Origin of the sequence: Roseomonas aerilata DSM 19363, assembly GCF_000711725.1 — a bacterium.
Lineage (GTDB): Bacteria > Pseudomonadota > Alphaproteobacteria > Acetobacterales > Acetobacteraceae > Roseomonas > Roseomonas aerilata.
The window spans coordinates 13,967-29,459 of record NZ_JONP01000039.1; the positions used below are offsets into that span (position 1 = coordinate 13,967).

General features: G+C 65.7%; 17 protein-coding genes. 13 read left to right on the forward strand and 4 right to left on the reverse strand.

Annotated elements, in window-relative coordinates; all coding sequences use genetic code 11:
- Positions 1-166 precede the first annotated feature (166 nt).
- Complete coding sequence (locus tag BO39_RS32990; RefSeq protein ID WP_156963899.1) at positions 167-307, reverse strand: hypothetical protein; 141 nt, start codon at positions 305-307, stop codon at positions 167-169.
- 491 nt (positions 308-798) lie between these two features.
- Here BO39_RS32990 and BO39_RS24735 point away from each other — a divergent pair, with 491 nt between their 5' ends.
- The 4 genes from BO39_RS24735 to BO39_RS24750 all read left to right on the forward strand — a co-directional run bounded on the left by BO39_RS24735 (position 799) and on the right by BO39_RS24750 (position 3,064).
- Entirely contained in the window at positions 799-1,044 is a 246-nt protein-coding gene (locus tag BO39_RS24735) for a DUF6894 family protein (RefSeq protein ID WP_043838686.1), read from the forward strand.
- Positions 1,045-1,420: 376 nt separating this feature from the next.
- Positions 1,421-1,618, forward strand: coding sequence for a hypothetical protein (locus BO39_RS24740; protein WP_043838688.1), 198 nt, complete (start codon positions 1,421-1,423; stop codon positions 1,616-1,618).
- Positions 1,619-1,864: 246 nt separating this feature from the next.
- Positions 1,865-2,080: a hypothetical protein gene (locus BO39_RS24745; protein WP_043838691.1), complete on the forward strand. Its 216-nt coding sequence runs from the start codon at positions 1,865-1,867 to the stop codon at positions 2,078-2,080.
- Positions 2,081-2,227: 147 nt separating this feature from the next.
- Positions 2,228-3,064 (forward strand): Crp/Fnr family transcriptional regulator, encoded by an 837-nt coding sequence (locus BO39_RS24750; protein WP_084698468.1) that lies wholly within the window; start codon positions 2,228-2,230, stop codon positions 3,062-3,064.
- A gap of 125 nt (positions 3,065-3,189) precedes the next feature.
- On the opposite strand, the gene BO39_RS31580 is transcribed toward BO39_RS24750, so the two are convergent.
- On the reverse strand, positions 3,190-3,489 hold the full coding sequence (locus BO39_RS31580; protein WP_211257556.1) for a hypothetical protein: 300 nt from the start codon (positions 3,487-3,489) through the stop codon (positions 3,190-3,192).
- Entirely contained in the window at positions 3,486-4,259 is a 774-nt protein-coding gene (locus tag BO39_RS24755) for a Crp/Fnr family transcriptional regulator (protein ID WP_084698469.1), read from the reverse strand. The genes BO39_RS31580 and BO39_RS24755 overlap by 4 nt, the downstream gene beginning before the upstream one ends.
- 283 nt (positions 4,260-4,542) lie before the next feature.
- Between BO39_RS24755 and BO39_RS24760 the strand changes: the two genes are divergently transcribed.
- Together BO39_RS24760 and BO39_RS24765 are read left to right on the forward strand one after the other, a co-directional pair.
- Entirely contained in the window at positions 4,543-5,223 is a 681-nt protein-coding gene (locus BO39_RS24760) for a recombinase family protein (RefSeq protein ID WP_084698470.1), read from the forward strand.
- A complete protein-coding gene (locus BO39_RS24765; RefSeq protein WP_052402586.1) occupies positions 5,216-8,134 on the forward strand; it encodes a PAS domain S-box protein in 2,919 nt (972 codons plus the stop codon). Before BO39_RS24760 ends, BO39_RS24765 begins: the two co-directional genes overlap by 8 nt.
- Before the next feature lie 811 nt (positions 8,135-8,945).
- Here BO39_RS24765 and BO39_RS24770 read toward each other — a convergent pair.
- On the reverse strand, positions 8,946-9,347 hold the full coding sequence (locus BO39_RS24770; RefSeq protein ID WP_043838692.1) for a host attachment family protein: 402 nt from the start codon (positions 9,345-9,347) through the stop codon (positions 8,946-8,948).
- Positions 9,348-10,041: 694 nt separating this feature from the next.
- Here BO39_RS24770 and BO39_RS24775 point away from each other — a divergent pair.
- From BO39_RS24775 to BO39_RS24805, 7 genes are all read left to right on the forward strand, one after another.
- The gene (locus BO39_RS24775) at positions 10,042-10,242 is read left to right on the forward strand and encodes a hypothetical protein (protein ID WP_052402587.1); all 201 of its coding nucleotides are present in this window, start codon (positions 10,042-10,044) and stop codon (positions 10,240-10,242) included.
- A 468-nt stretch (positions 10,243-10,710) separates the two neighbouring features.
- Positions 10,711-11,481: a YihY/virulence factor BrkB family protein gene (locus BO39_RS24780; protein WP_169742827.1), complete on the forward strand. Its 771-nt coding sequence runs from the start codon at positions 10,711-10,713 to the stop codon at positions 11,479-11,481.
- A gap of 32 nt (positions 11,482-11,513) precedes the next feature.
- Complete coding sequence (locus BO39_RS24785; protein ID WP_043838694.1) at positions 11,514-13,016, forward strand: helix-turn-helix transcriptional regulator; 1,503 nt, start codon at positions 11,514-11,516, stop codon at positions 13,014-13,016.
- Positions 13,017-13,225: 209 nt separating this feature from the next.
- On the forward strand, positions 13,226-13,366 hold the full coding sequence (locus BO39_RS24790) for a hypothetical protein (RefSeq protein ID WP_245615383.1): 141 nt from the start codon (positions 13,226-13,228) through the stop codon (positions 13,364-13,366).
- Between the two features lie 13 nt (positions 13,367-13,379).
- Complete coding sequence (locus BO39_RS24795; protein ID WP_245615385.1) at positions 13,380-14,327, forward strand: hypothetical protein; 948 nt, start codon at positions 13,380-13,382, stop codon at positions 14,325-14,327.
- A gap of 13 nt (positions 14,328-14,340) precedes the next feature.
- Positions 14,341-14,832 carry a DUF2382 domain-containing protein gene (locus tag BO39_RS24800; RefSeq protein ID WP_052402589.1) on the forward strand — a complete coding sequence of 164 codons (492 nt, stop codon included), beginning with the start codon at positions 14,341-14,343 and terminating at the stop codon, positions 14,830-14,832.
- Positions 14,829-15,493: DUF2382 domain-containing protein (locus BO39_RS24805; protein ID WP_043838696.1), on the forward strand; the 665-nt coding region annotated here is incomplete at its 3' end. The genes BO39_RS24800 and BO39_RS24805, both read left to right, overlap by 4 nt.

Here is a 15,493-nt window from a genome sequence, read left to right on the forward strand (position 1 = left end):
CGACATCCGACCACCCCGACCCGGGCCAGCGGCATCCATTATCTCTGTCGTCATCATGCACCCCATCGGCAGATACCGTCCGCTTGCGGGGTGTCTCGATCAAGCGTGGAGCGCAGGACCAGGGTTCTCTGCTAAACTGTTTTGCCTACCCCTCCGCAGGGCGAAGTTAGACTTCCTCGTCGATCCGATTCTGTTCAATGGCCTGAAGTGGCGTCAAGCCGGCGTCGAAATACTTCCGCCACAACTCCGCATCCACATCGAAGGTCACCAGGGCCTCGATCTCAGCGATCCAGGTCGGAAAATTCATGCGCTTGCTCCTGGCGCCTGCCCAAGCGGCTGCCGAGGCCCTCTATACGGGTCATCGATGGTAAGAGCGTTCCTCAAAGGTCTGCGAAGGGTTTGAAACCCGACTGTAGCGGCAATCCAAGCTCAGAGAGGCTCCACACTGGTAAGAGAGAGGCCGCCCACCCCTCGCGGAGCAAGAAGCGACGTCAGTAGGACGCCGCGAGGCGCCATCGGGCAACAGCCGCAGCAAAGCGCTGGAAACAGAAATTATTTCCGATTGCGAGGGCACGCGTCACTCTTGTTAAAGGCACCCGGTGGGCCGCGACCGGCGACGGCACACGATCTCGCTGGCCGAGATCACAGAAGCGGGGTCTGCATCTCAACTTGATCTGCTTTAGCTTCGGTGAGGCTGGCTTTGAATTTAGATCAGGCCATTGCTCACAGCGATCCCTCGGCGTGGGCAACTGAGAGACACCAGCTCTCCGACCGAAAACTTCGCTCGGGAACTCAGCCATGCCCCGCTACTTCTTTGACGTCGATGACGGCATCTCTCTTCCCGATCTCACGGGAACTGATCTTCCGGGCCTCAACGAGGCCTACATCCAGGCGATCAAGACAGCTGGGCAGATGCTTCAGGGGGCCGGAATGGACCTCCTGACAGGCACCCCCTGGCAGATGGAGGTGACCGACGAGCGAGGCCAGCTCCTCCTCACGCTGCACTTCTCGGCCGAGATCGCGCGGAAGACGCTGGCGGCGTGAACACCATCCTTCAGGCCGGTCGCTCCTTCGTGGCCCTGCATAAGGCCGGCAAGCCGAGGCCCGGACGCGCGACGGTGTTCCACGCTGTCACGCCGCACTGCCGCATGTCCCTCTGTGCCGATGAGCCCGGTGCCGGGTCTTGCTGGGCTGAGCCCCCGGCTGAGGAGGTCACCTGCCAGGAATGCCTGAAGCGTTTGGCACGGATCGAAAACAACTAGGGAAGGCACGGGCCGAACTCCCACTACCGCCTCCCTTCCGTAGACCTCTGCACAGCACACAAGACCTCGGGCGATCTGAGCTTCGGTCTGATCCACCCCAGCCGGCAGAAGCCAGCGACCCTGCCCCGCTGGCCAATGGGCTCGGCATCTGTGTTCTGGTGATTGAGGACAACACCGACGTCGGTACCTTCGCGACGCAGATTTTGGCTGAACTCGGCTATCGCACCGGTCTGGCCGTCGGTGCGGAGGAGGCCCTGGCCGAGTTGGTCAAGGACGCGTTAAGCAGCCTTGCCATTGGCCGCAGCGTCCCCCTCACGATCGCGCCAAAAAGCCAATCCAGTTTAGCAGTCGGATGAAGAAAGCGCCTTTAAGCTTCATACAGCCACGAGGGTCCCGTCCTCCCCTCGTGGTCCGCCTGATGTTTCCTACCAAACTGGCGGCGCCTAGTTCGGTGCCGCCCTTTTTGGACCGCTAGGTCGACACGGCGAAGTGAACGGAATAAATCGAGTGACAGACTGATCCAGGTTCGCGATTGGTGGTGCGACTTGGCGCTATATGCTCCGATGACAATGACCCCTGACCCACATGGCCAAGCCGCCCTGATGCTCTCGGAGACCCTTGCCCTTCTCCTGATCGAGAACGGCATCCTCCTCAAGAGCGAGGTGGTCGACGCAATTGACGACATCATCGAAGTCAAAGAGGAAGTTGCTGGGGTCAGCGAGAGCGTGGTGGTCAGCATCGTCTCGATCGGCCTGCTACAAGCCGTGGCTCGAAGCATTGCCGCCGCCGCTGTTCCAAAGCCCCGCCTAGCCCCTTGAGGGCTCCTCCTCCAGCTGCAGGGCATCCCCTCCACGCGCTAAAAGTTAGGACGTCAGTGGCCTGCAGTCTGGCTCGACGTTACAATCGTGGCGCAGCGGCAGTCCGGCTTGCCGTCCGGGGAACGCACCCGCTGGTGGAGACGTTAGATGGTCCGCGCCGCTGAGCACCGCGATCAGAAACCAACGACACATCCACCCAGCGATAATCCTCTGACAAGGAAGCTGCTGCACTTTGCCCCCTTGTCCAATTCAGACCGGCAGCACCTGGACCATCTTGCGGCACGGGAGGAGCGCTTCCCTGCCAACGTGGACATCATCGGCGAAGGCATGGTGCCGCGCTCGGTGTTCCTGCTGAAGGAGGGCATGGCCATGCGCTACCGCAACATGCCCGATGGCGGGCGGCAGATCATGACGTTCCTCATCCCAGGGGACTTGTGTGACATGCACGTATTCCTCCTCAAGGAGATGGATCACTCGATCGGGACGATCACCCCTGTGCGTGTCGCGCCGATCCCGCGGGAGGGCATTATGGGCCTGTTCGGCTCGCGGCCACGTATCTCGGCGGCGCTGTGGTGGAGTTCCCTACAGGAGGAGGCGATGCTGCGTGAGCGCATTGTCTCGCTCGGCCGCCGCGATGCGCGGGGGCGCGTCGCCTACCTGCTCTGCGAGCTGATGTGGCGACACGCAGCGGTAGGGCTAACCGACGGCAACGTGTTCCGCTTGCCGCTGACACAGACGGAGCTAGGCGACACGCTTGGCCTGACCCCGGTGCACGTGAACCGCGTGCTGAAGGAGTTCCGCCAACGTGACCTGATCTCGATGGAGCACAGGATGATGAACCTGCTGGATATCGAGGGGCTGAAGGTCTTGGCAGGCTTCAACAAGGACTACCTCCATCTGAGCAGCACGCCCACGGAGGTCACCCGCTACTTCGATGTCTTGGAGGAGGGCCAGCGATCTGATGCCCGTCCTACCAACGAATGACCCGCCTCATGTGGCACGCAGTTGCTGATGAAATGAGTGCGCCTTCTCTGAAGCCTGGCACTCTCCTTGCCCTAAGAAATTGAACTAAGCTGCCTATGCTGCCGAATTTCTTTGAGCTGCAGCAATCATGATGGCTGGGTGCGCCTACCTGGGATCGGCACAGTGGTGGCGTGACCATCCACCATGCCACTCAGCTTGGTTGCGATCCACTGCTCCGCGGCCTGCAAGTCGGAGAAGGTTGGGGGCAAGGGCACATCAAGTCTGCCAAAGCCGTGCTCCAGGAACCAGTGTCCCTCAGCTTCGTGTCCCTCGGCCAGTCGCACGAGCACCGCAACCAGACGGTCACCGGCAAAAACCAGCCGCCCTTCCTCGTCCTCAGTGCCTGTTCCGACACGCACCGGTGCCAGAGCAAGATCGAGGGTCACGCGGCCACCTTGGAGACTTGGTGCAGGTAGTTGGCCTCGAAGAGAGCCCGCTTCTGCAACTCCTCCCACCTGAGGATGGTGATCGTGAGATTGCTCCAGGTGATCAACCTCTCCCGTCGGAGGTCCATCAATACCCGGTTCACATGGACGTTGGACAGGCCGAGCGCGTCTGCGACATCAGCCTGGGTCACAGGCATCTTGAACGTGTCGTCGGGAGCGAGACCCACCCCTCTGAAACGCAGCAGCATCTCGCAGATGAGGTGGGCAATACGCTCGTGGGCGTCGCGCCTGCCAAGCCCGATCATCCACTCGCGGAAGATGGCGGCGTCGATCAGCGTGTCGCGCCAGAAGGCATGCAGCAGTCCAGGGAAGCGCTCCGTCAGGTCCCGCATACTCTTGTGCGGGATGAAGGCAGCCATCGTCGGCATCATCACTCCCACAGAGTGGTCCAAGGTCTGGATGTGGAGGCTCTGCAGGTCCGGAAGGTCGCCCGGCGTGTGGAAGGACAGGATTTGCCGCCTCCCATCGGGCAGGAGCTTATAGCGGAAGGCAAAGCCATCCAGGATCAGGCAGCACTCACTCGGGACGTCGCCCTCCCGGACGAGATCCTCGCCCTTGGTGTAGCTCCGGACGGCCATGGGCAGGTCCAGCAGGGCCTGCCGCTCGCCGGCGGTCAGGTCCGTAATGCTCTGAAGCTTTTGAACGAGGCGATGCCGTTCAGGCGGGCGGTCGGTATGTGACAGGCCAAGGTGATTGGTGTGCTGCTGCATAGCATGTCGCTCCAAAAGGAGCAGATTTGAACCATGCCCCGGGCACTCCGAAATAGAGCGCCGCAATCTAGGGCATAAGCCCTTGGGCTAACGGAGCCTGCTAAACTAGATTGCATTGCCGGAATTTCTCCTTTGTCGGACCTCGACGGCAGCGTCACGCAATCGTGCTCCGACCGTTTGCGGCGCCTTGCGCTGGTGACGGGTTCTGTGACGAACCGGCCGCTTCGGGAAGCGGTGCCCGACCGTTGTCACGCATCCGGTCGTTTGTGGAGCGGAGGTTCCCATGCTGATCGGCTACATGCGCGTGAGCAAGACGGATGGCAGTCAGGTGCTGGATCTGCAGCGTGACGCCCTGCTCGCCGCCGGGGTGGACCCGGTGCGCCTCTACGAGGATCGCGCCTCGGGCAAGCGTGACGACCGGCCCGGGCTGGAGGCGTGCCTAAAAAGCCTCCGTCGCGGCGACACCCTGGTTGCCTGGAAGCTCGACCGGCTCGGGCGCGACCTGCGGCACCTGGTCACCCTCGCGCACGATCTGACCGGGCGTGGCGTGGGGCTGCGCGTCCTCGCCGGCGAGGGGGCGACCATCGACACCACCACCCCGAACGGCAGGCTGATGTTCGGTGTCTTCGCGGCGCTGTCCGAGTTCGAGCGCGAGCTGATCGTCGAGCGGACCAAGGCTGGCCTGGCTTCCGCGCGTGCGCGAGGCCGCCACGGGGGGCGACCGTACAAGATGACGCCGGCCAAGCTGCGGCTCGCTCAGGCCGCGATGGGCCGGCGGGACACCGGAGTGGGTGAGCTTTGCGCCGAACTCGGCGTCACCCGCCAGACGCTCTACCGCCACGTCGATCCCGAGGGCCGGCTCCGGCCCGACGGCGAGAGGCTGCTGCGGCATCGCCACATGGGCCGAGATCAGGGCCCGCCGGCGAGTACGCCCGGGCGGGAAGGCGGCGAACGCTATGTCTGACTTCGGGCAGATGATCAGTCGCCAGAAGGCGCTGGCCGACTTCGGCGAACTCGCCCTGCGCAGCGAGGATCTCGACGAGATCCTCACAGAGGCCTGCCGCCTCGTGGGCGAGGCGCTCGGGACGAAACGCTCCAAGATCCTCGAGATCGAGCACGCCAATCGGACGCTGCTGCTCCGGGCAGGCGTCGGCTGGAAGCCGGACCTCGTCGGTAGGCTTCGCCTGGAGATGAGCGAGCATTCCTCGGAGACCTTCTCGATCGAGATCGGCGAACCCGTCATCACCCGCGACATCCGCGAGGAGGATCGGTTCGAGATTCCCGCCTTCCTGAAGGACGCCGGCGTGGTCGCGCTCGTGAACGTGCCGATCTTCCTGCCGGGCGGCAAAGCCTATGGATTGCTGCAGGTGGACGCCACTGAGCCGCGCGACTTTGGCGAGGATGAGATCCAGTTCCTCCGCACCTACACCACGATCCTCGGCCCGGTGATCGACCGCCTGCACAAGGTTCACCGGCTACGGGCGACCGAGGAGCGGTTCCGCCTCGTCGTCGAGGGCGCACGCGACTACGCGATCTTCGTCTGTGACGCCGAGTATCGCATCACCGACTGGTTCCCTGGCGCGGAGGCGGTCTTCGGCTGGACGGCGGAGGAGGCGGTCGGGCAGTCCAGCAGCATCATCTTCACGCCGGAAAGCCGGGCGGCGCATGTCGACGAGGATGAGTTCGAGACGGCCCGTCGGGAGGGAGCCGCGCCGAACCGGCGCTGGCACCTGCGTAAGGACGGGGCACGGGTGTTCATCGATGGCAGCGTCATCGCACTGCACGGCAAGGAGGGCGAAGTCCACGGCTTCCTGAAGATCAGCCAGGACGTCACCGAGCGACGCAGGGCCGAGGAGGCGCTGCGCGAGAGCGAGGAGCTGCTCCGGCAGTTCGGGGACGCCTCCCTCGATGTGCTCTGGATCAGGGATGCGGAGACGCTGCAGTGGGAGTACCTGACGCCCGCCTTCGAGCGGATCTATGGCATGAGGGTGGACCGGGCCCTGAGCGGCGACACGCTGGCGACCTGGCTGGAGCTGATCCTCCCGGAGGACCGGGACCACGCCCTCAGTAACATCACCCGCGTGCGCGCGGGCGAGCGCGTCACCTTCGAATACCGGATCCGGCGAGCGTCGGACGGCGGAGTCCGCTGGCTCCGCGACACCGACTTTCCCCTGGTGGACGAGGAGGGCCGCGTGTGCCGGATCGGCGGCGTCGGGCACGACGTCACCGATCTCAAGGAGGCCGAAGCGCGGCTGCGCGAGAGCGAGGCGCGCCTGCTCGCCATGGTGGACGCGGCGCCGCAGATCGCCTGGACCGCTCGCCCTGACGGGCACCACGACTACTACAACCGGCGCTGGTACGAGTACACCGGCCTGTCCCGCGAGCAGACTGAGGCCCAGGGCCGGACGGAAGTCATCCACCCCGACGATTTGGCGCGCACGCAGGAGCGCTGGGGGCGCAGCCTGCGGACCGGCGAGGACTACGACATCGAGTGCCGCTTCCGCGGCGCGGACGGCACCTACCGCTGGTTCATCGCCCGCGGAGTGCCGGTGCGCGACACCCCGGACGAGGAGCACCCGCGGGGCCGGGTCGCCCGCTGGTTCGGCACCTGCACCGACATCGAGGACATGGTGCGCGCCCGCGAGGTGCTGGCCCGCGGCCGCGCGGAGTTGGAGGCGCTGGTGGCCGCGCGCACGGCGGAACTGACGGCTGCCGAGGAGACGCTGCGCCAGGCGCAGAAGATGGAGGCGGTGGGCCAGCTCACTGGCGGTATCGCGCACGACTTCAACAACATGCTGCAGGGCGTCGCCGGCGGCCTCGACATGGCGCGACGGCGCATCGAGGAGGGTCGCTCCCCGGAGGCGGGGCGCTACCTCGACGCCTCGCGCACGGCGGTCGGCCGGGCGGCAGGGCTGACGCGGCGCCTGTTGGCCTTTGCGCGGCGGCAGCGGCTGGACCGCAAGGCGGTGGACGCGGACGGGCTGGTCGCAGGCATGGCCGACCTCATCCGCCGCACGATGGGCCCTGCGATCGGAGTGGAGCTGCGGCTGCGGGATGGCGCGGGCAGTGTGCTGTGCGACCCGAACGAACTGGAGAGCGCGCTGCTGAACCTCTGCATCAACGCGCGCGACGCCATGCCTCAGGGCGGCCGGCTGACGATCGGCACGGCGGATGTGGGCCTCTCGGCCGCGGACCTCCGGGGGGAGGAGGCGGAGCCGGGCCGCTACGTGGCGCTCTCTGTTGCGGACACCGGCAGCGGCATGCCGCTCGAGGTGCTGGAGCGCGTTTTCGAGCCGTTCTTCACCACCAAGCCGTTGGGCGAGGGGACGGGGCTCGGACTGAGCCAGATTTACGGCTTTGTGCGGCAGTCTGGCGGGCTGGTGCGGATCGAGAGCGCGACAGGGGCGGGCACGACGGTGCGGCTGCTGCTGCCGCTGCACGATATCGCCGCGGAGGCCGAGGCGCGGGACGAGGCGCCGCCTCCGCATGCCGCCTCGCAGGCTACGGTGCTGCTGGTGGACGACGAGGAGGGTGTGCGCCGCCCGGCCGCCGACCGGCTCCGCGACATGGGCCACGTGGTGCTGGAGGCGGCGGACGGGCCGGAGGCGCTACGGGTCCTGGCCTCGGCCTGGCCGGACCTGCTGGTCACCGACGTCGGGTTGCCGAACGGCATGAACGGGCGGCAGGTGGCCGAGGTGGCGCGCGAGCGACAACCGGGGCTGCCGGTGCTGTTCATCACCGGCTATGCCGGAACCCCGCTGCCGCCGGGCGTCGAGGTTATTGGCAAGCCCTTCGAGCTCGACACCCTGGTGAGGCGGGTGGGGACGCTCCTGGAAAAGGTGCCGAAGGCAAACAAGGGGATCCCCGACGCTTAACGTGCAGTTTCGGACAGTCCGTGCAGCGACCCCTTTCATGCCATTACCCCCGTCGCCGGGGGGAACATAGAGGCTGTGCGGCTGCGTTGAGCCGCAGCCGCACAGCCGTTAGCCTTTACGCTGCGGTTCTAAGCTTGTCACAAGGCGGAGCCTCTGCCCCTTCACATGGCCGCAAGGGGGTGGAGGGCAGGGGGCGAGAGAGCTTCGGGCTTATTGTCCCCCGCCCTCATGCATCAGCGCCGCCACGCTGCCTCGCCATGCTGGAGCAACAGCTAGGTCCCACCATGCCCCGGCTGTTGCTAGGTGCCGGACAACTCCAAGATGTCTGCTGGGGCACCGCAGAGGTGGCAACCGAACCTCGCCAGCACCTCATCCCAGCGCGCCCCAGAACATATCACTGGCAGCCGTGAGCATGAGCACGGACACCACGAGGATCATCAGCGCCAAGGCGCTTAATACCCTCATATCAAAACGTTGTTCTCGGCTCCACCCGCTCATTGGCCAGTCTCCAAGGCGACTTCTTCAATGTAACGCGCCAAAGGTTACCTGGCGTGTTCGGTGTATCCGGACGAGCTGAACGGGGTTGGCTTCCGCCTCGATGAGCGGTTCCGCCCCAATGTGGGGCCAGGGGCAGAAGGATGGACGCGAACGGGGTATTCGATCTGGATAAAGATCTGCAGTGCTGAGGCTGAAGGGGCGTCACTCGCGTCTCGCTCTTCGCCGGGGTGCCGTCGCGCTCTCGCCGATCGTGTCCATCACCTCTCTATGCCTCACTGGAGGAGCAGTCAGGCCCCTCCAGAGTAGATGCGCGCTACTTCACGAGAGCGGCCGCGATCTCTGCGGTGGTGTGGTTCGTCAGGTCCTTGGCGATCGTGTGCACGATGCTGCTTTCGACCATCTTGTGCATGACCTTGCGAAGCTCCCCGAGTGTCTGAGGATCCGCAACAATGACGAGGTCCTCGTACCCGTTGGCCGCCTTCATGGCCTGCAGGGTTTGAGCAAGCTTCTTGCCGAAGGTGGCTTCATTGGTATCGCCCGGAGATGCCTCCGTGCCCTGAGAGCCAGAAGGGCCGTCATTGTTGAAGTCCGAGAGGCCCAGGCGCCGCTCCTCCCGGAGGGTGACCTCACCGCCCTGACCAGCATTACGGAACAGGATTGCTTTGGCGCCGTCGGCGACGAGGACGAGGGCCTTGTTGGGGATGTTATGGGCCATAATGGGGCCTCCTTGATGAGGACGGGTTAAGCCCGCCAGCGGCGCAACGCTTGGCTGGACGAAAAGACCGAGGCTCCGGCAAGGCGCTCGGTGTGGCGGTTAGGCATGGTGGGTGACTTCCAGCAGCGCACCAACAGCTTCGTACCCTGGCACTCCCGACCGGCACCCCTGCAACAGCGACCCGGCGGGAAGGATTTTTGCCGCGGATTTCTGTAAGTTTCGCAACTCCGTCGTCAGCGCCACTGAAGACATCCAGACAACCTAGCTTGGGATTACGCATAGGGGGTGCCTAGTTTCCCCTAGCTTCTACTGAAGCAAAACGCCTATGGGCTGCCCCATGCTTAGAATTACCGATACTCCGCCCGGACCATCCAGGCTCGCGACCGGGATTGCCTTAGACCGCATGGGGGAGCTGTGGGGCGTCCGGCGCCTTCCGTTGGAGGGCGACCGGAGCTATCGCTTTCGTCTGCTTGAACAGGCAAAAACCGGCAGCACTTACCCGCCCGTCGATGCTTGCCGCACGGATTAGCATCGAGAACAGATCACCTCTCCTACCGCGTGAGTACTGCGGTACAACCCTCCGCCCCCAATTTCGGCTTCTTATTTTAGGGCGGGAAGTTGGGGTGGCAGAGGCACTGCAGCGGCCCAGCTGTCGGAGGCCGAATTTGGTCACGCCGCCGGCTCCACCACGTACTTGGCCCGGGTCGTCGGCCGCGACATCACCGACGGCTTCCACTGGACCGAGTACTACCGCCGCGATGGCATGCTCGTCCTGACGGACATGGGCCGGGCTCGCACTGGGCGCTGGAAGATTGAGCGCGACATGCTGTGCCTGCTGCGCGAACCTCGTGCCACCTTCGAATGCCTCCAGGTCTGGTGTCAGGCGACGAGGTGAGCCTGCGCAAGCAGGAAGAAGATCAACCCTCCCGAGCATTCATTCGGCGTTATGAAGGAGGCTTGGTTGGGGAATACTCAACATGGAGAAGCAGTCCATGACATCCCGGACCACGTTTCGTGCGGCGCTGCTCGGGCTCGCGTTCGCGCTTCCGGCAGCAGCGATCGTAGTTGCTATAACCAGATTGGCGCGCACGGCGACAGTGTGGCCCGGCTCTTGTGACGGAACGCCCACGACCTGATTAGCGCAGATGCGTTTATCTCAGATGCAGCACCGGTCGCAGTAAGTCACTTGCGCGTTTAAACGGGCATGCTGACCGATTCCCACCGAGAACCCTCCAGGCTGGACGACCTTCCGGATGCCCGTCCGGCTGAGGCGTGTGGGGTCGTTGCTCCCTCCGACATATCGCCACAAGGCTGGTGGGTCGTCCTGCACCAGACTGCCGTTCAGGTCTTCGAGAAAAGGTTGTTGGGCGAGGCGGCGGCTGTGGCGTTCTACGCTCTACTGGCAGTTTTTCCGGCACTGGCCGTCCTGATCTGGCTCTGTGGCACGTTCGCCGACCCCGCAGCAGCCACACAAGGGCTGCGGGACACTGCCTCCGGCTTACTTCCGGCCGGTGCAGCGGAGGTGGCTGGTGAGCTCCTCGGCCGACTTGCTGCCTTCAGGGAAGGTGGGTTTGGCTGGGGGACCGCGGCCGCGGTGATCGCCGCCGCCCTTTTGGGAGCGATCATTACCTCTGCCCAGCTCTTTGGCGCGCTGAACGTCGCCTATGACGAGCGGGAGAGCCGAGGCTTGCTCCGCCTGTACGCCGTTGCGCTGGTCTTCTCGCTTAGCGCCGCCGTCTTCATCCTGTTGGCCTTCGGCGCCATCCTTGTGCCCGCCGCACTTGCCGATCGGACAGGTGCCGGCGGCACTCTGGACGGGCTACTTCATCTTGGCCGCTGGCCCGTCCTTCTTGCCGCCGTGTCGTTTGGCTTGGCTCTGACCTATCGGCACGGACCCAGCCGCAACTGCCCACGGTGGCAGTTGGTGAGCTGGGGCGGCACCCTCGCGGCTCTGGCCTGGATTCTCAGCTCGGCCGCCTTCTCCTTCTATGTCGCACGGTCCGGGGGGTACGACCGCCTGTATGGCTCACTCGGCGCCGTGGTGGCGCTGATGGTATGGGCCTGGCTGTCGAGTGCCGCCGTGCTGATCGGTGCAGCCCTCAATGCCGAGCTCGAGCGCCGTTCAGCGGGTTGAGCCCTGTCCCGCCTCTGGCCGGAGTACCGCGAGTGTCTGACCTTCCATCGCAGGACAACGCCGATCAGCAGCAGCTGCGCCTCATTCTCGCTGCCCTGCAGGACGGCGTCATCCTCATCGCACCCGACCAGACGATCACCTGGGCCAACAAGGCGGCTCTCAGGATGCACGGTGTGCATGAGGTGGCCGAGCTGGGCGCCACCGTGTCCGAGTACCGTCGCCGTTTTGAGCTGCGCTACCGCAACCGGCACCGTCTGCCGGAGGGTGCCTACCCGATGGAGCGGGTAATGGCAGGTGAGGCCTTCGACGAGGTGGTGGTCGAGGTCGCGCCAGCGGGGGAGAATGAGACGCTCTGGACCCATCGCATCCGCAGCCTGGTGCTCAACGATGCCGCCGGCGTTCCGAGCTGCCTTGAGCTGATCCTGAACGACGAGACCGAGCGCTTCGACGCCGAGGAACGCTTCGAGGCGGCCTTCAGCGCCAACCCGGCGCCCGCGGTCATCCTGCGGCTCTCGGACCATCGCCACATCAAGGTCAACCGCGGCTTCCTCGAAATGACCGGCTACGCCGAGGACCAGGTGCTCGGCCGCTCGGCCTATGAGATCGACGTGCTGGAGGGCGCTGCCCGGCGGGAATTTGCGGTGGAGCGGCTGCAGCAGGGTCGCACCGTTCCGCAGATGGAGGCTGTGCTACAACTCCCCGGTGGGGGCGAGAAGCGGGTGGTGGTTGCCGGTCAGCCGATCGAGGTCGGTAACGCGGACTGCATGCTCTTCACCTTCGTCGACATCGAGCCTCACAAGCGCACCGAGGAAGCCCTGCGGCGGAGCGAGGAAGCTTTCGCGGTGGCTTTCCGCCTGGTGCCAGTGCCGACCATCCTCCTCCTACGTTCCGGCTGTCGGCTGCTCCGGGCCAACGATCCCTTCGTCCGGGAGAGCGGCTACTCGGAGGCGGAACTCATCGGCAGAGGGGCCGGCGAGCTCGGGTTGTGGGCCGACGCGGCAGTAGGCCGGGAGCTGGAGCGGCGGCTGGAGGCTGATGGCAGTGTGCGCGATCTCCCCATCCGGTCGCGCACCCGGACCGGCGACCTGCTCGACCTCATTGTGTCTGCCAAGGCGGTGAACGTCGGGAAGCAGGCCTGTGTTCTGCTAGTGGCGCAGAATGTAGCCGAGCTGCGCCGGACGGAGTTCGAGATCGCGTCCGCTATCCAGGCGACCATGCAGGACACCGCCTGGTTCAGCCGGATGGTGCTGGAGAAGCTCGCCAAGCTTCGGCGCCCGGACGTTCCCGACGGTGCCACAACCTCTGAACTGTCTGATCTTCCGCCACGCGGCCGGGACGTGCTGGCCCTGGTGTGCCGCGGCATGGCTGACGAAGCCATTGCCAACAAGCTTGGGCTCTCGCGCAACACGGTGCGTAACCACATCACAGCCCTCTATCGCAGGACCGGGGTGCGCAGCCGGGTTGCCCTGGTGGTCTGGGCCCGCGAGCGCGGCTTTACGGGCGGCGCCCCACCAAAGTCACCGAGTCCAGCCTAGGGTTAGTGCAACTCCTCTGCCCTCCTAGTGCAGAGATACCAGCTCGTCCCGATGACATCGTTCTTCCTGGGGGAACCCTGAGGTCGTCCTCGGGTTGAGGGGCAAGCGCCATGGCCAAGCGAGATGCGGCTGTGACCTGAACACCCAAAAGGACGAGCCGGATGAACCAGGACCTAGTCCCGGATGCGGCTGAGCGGGTGAGGGGCTCCGTGAAGGAGGCGATCGGCAAGCTGACCGGCGGCACCAAGGCGCAGGTCGAGGGCGCAGCTGAGAAGGCCGTAGGCAAGCCCGAGAAGGATGCCGCCGGTACCGAAGGCAAGTTCCCGGGCACTGCCGAAAACAAGACCTGAAGGAACTCTTCCTGTGCAAACACGAACCACGCCAGGCCCCTACGAGGGCGCAACAACCGCAGCGGCCGTGCTCCCCGAGGGCGCACCCTCGTTGCCCTCACGCGTGTCCTGGGGCGCGGTGATCGCCGGCGCCGTCGTCGCACTCACGATCGGACTGATGCTGAACTCCCTCGGTGCCGGGGTTGGCGCCACCAGCGTCGACGCGACCGCCCGAGGCACGCCCTCTGCGTCCTCCTTCGGCATCGGCGCCGGGCTCTGGTTCCTGGTCTCCAACCTGATCGGCCTCGCCGTCGGCGGCTACGTCGCGGCCCGGCTTTCGGGCACCTCCGACAACACCGATGGCACGCTGCACGGCCTGGCGGTCTGGGGCACCACCTTCCTGATCTCGGCGGTGCTGCTGGGCAACCTCGTCTCCGGCATTGCCTCCACCGCCGCATCCGGCGCCTCCAGCCTCGTGGGCAGCGTCACCAGCGGGGCTGGTTCGGCGGTGTCTGCCGTTGGCCAGCAGGCGGCGAACCGCACGGACACAGGCACGCTGCAGAACGCGGCACAGGGCTTGGTGGACCGCGTTCAGGGCGCCCTCAGCGGCGGCGGGGCTCCGGCCAGCATGACCTCGGACCAGCGCAAGGCCGAGATGGGCACGCTGGTGACCCGGCGGGTGACCGATGGCCAGCTCTCGACAGAGGACCGTGACCGCCTGAACCAGCTCGTCGCAGCCGAGTACAACCTCAGCCCGCAGGATGCCCAGGCGCGGGTGCAGCAGGCTGAGCAGCGGGCCACGCAGGCGGCCCAGCAGGCCGAGGAGAAGGCGCGCAGTGCAGCCGACGCCGCTGCCTCCGGGGCTGCCAAGGCCGCCTTCGCGGTCTTCGGGATCATGCTGCTGGGTGCGATCGCCTCGGTGCTTGGCGCCCGTCGTGGCACCCGTGACCTGATGACGGTTCGCAGTGCCCGCGTCGCCTGAAGGGGGCGCAGGGATGCCGAATGGCGACCCGGTGCCGGCGCCGGGCAAGACGCCGGACAGCCTGCTCACCAACGGGGGGACCGAGGAGGTCATCCCGTTGGTCGAGGAGGTGCTCCGCTTCGGTAAGCGGAGCGTCGAGACCGGCCGGGTTCGCGTCTCTCTGACCACCGAGACGGTGGAGGAAACCCTGCGCGAGACCCTGCGCAACCGGCGCGCTGAGGTCGTTCGCGTGCCCGTCGGTCGTGAGGTGAGCGAGGTGCCGGCTACTCGCCAGGAGGGCGACGTGATGATCGTCCCCGTGGTCGAGGAGGAGCTGGTGGTCGTGAGGCGCCTGATCGTCCGAGAGGAGATCCGGCTGCGCCTCGTCGACAGCGAGGAGAGCGTGGAGCGGCCCGTCGAGCGGCGGGTGCAACGAGCCACGGTTGAGCGACTGCTCCCGGAGCAGGCGAACGCGCCTGCTGGGGCGGTCGAGTGGACTGACAACACGAAAGGAAGCCAACCATGATGCGCACCATCACCGCCATGTTCGACAACCGGGCCCACGCGGACGCGGCGGTCAGCCAGCTCTCCAGCCAGCTGGGCCTCGCGAGCGGCCAGGTTCAGGTGCTCGCCGGTGAGACGAGTTCGAGCGGCACGGCCACCTCTGCATCGTCCTCGGGCGAGACCGGCTTCTGGGCCTCGCTGAAAGACCTCTTTGTTCCCGATGAGGATCGCACGGCCTACGCCGAGGGCATTCGCCGCGGCAACTACGTGGTCTCGGCTCAGGTGGACGAGAGCAAGCTCGACCAGGCCATGGACATCCTAGAACACAACGGCGCCGTAGACCTCGACGCGCAGGAGGAGGAGTGGCGGCAGTCCGGCTGGACCGGCCAGCAGGTCGGCACGACGACGGGTGCGGTCGGAACCTCTCCCTCCAACCCCGAACTGGGCATGGCCGCGACCGGTGCGGTTGCCACAGGTGCGGTGGCAGCGGCGGCGCCGGTGACCTCTCAGACCTCCATGCCTGCCACGGCGGCGACTGCAGCTCGGACCGGCGGCGAAGAGGTGATCCCCATCGTCGAGGAGCAGGTCCGGATCGGCAAGCGCGATGTCGAGCGCGGTCGGGTGCGGGTGCGCTCCTACATCGTGGAGACGCCGGTCACCGAGCAGGTGACGCTGCGCGAGGA

Bases quoted from the DNA above. Each gene is read 5' to 3' on its own strand.
- BO39_RS32990 (WP_156963899.1), bottom strand. From the start codon at position 307: ATGAATTTTCCGACCTGGATCGCTGAGATCGAGGCCCTGGTGACCTTC.
- BO39_RS24735 (WP_043838686.1), top strand. From the start codon at position 799: ATGCCCCGCTACTTCTTTGACGTCGATGACGGCATCTCTCTTCCCGAT.
- BO39_RS24745 (WP_043838691.1), top strand. From the start codon at position 1,865: ATGCTCTCGGAGACCCTTGCCCTTCTCCTGATCGAGAACGGCATCCTC.
- BO39_RS24750 (WP_084698468.1), top strand. From the start codon at position 2,228: ATGGTCCGCGCCGCTGAGCACCGCGATCAGAAACCAACGACACATCCA.
- BO39_RS24755 (WP_084698469.1), bottom strand. From the start codon at position 4,259: ATGCAGCAGCACACCAATCACCTTGGCCTGTCACATACCGACCGCCCG.
- BO39_RS24760 (WP_084698470.1), top strand. From the start codon at position 4,543: ATGCTGATCGGCTACATGCGCGTGAGCAAGACGGATGGCAGTCAGGTG.
- BO39_RS24765 (WP_052402586.1), top strand. From the start codon at position 5,216: ATGTCTGACTTCGGGCAGATGATCAGTCGCCAGAAGGCGCTGGCCGAC.
- BO39_RS24770 (WP_043838692.1), bottom strand. From the start codon at position 9,347: ATGGCCCATAACATCCCCAACAAGGCCCTCGTCCTCGTCGCCGACGGC.
- BO39_RS24800 (WP_052402589.1), top strand. From the start codon at position 14,341: ATGCCGAATGGCGACCCGGTGCCGGCGCCGGGCAAGACGCCGGACAGC.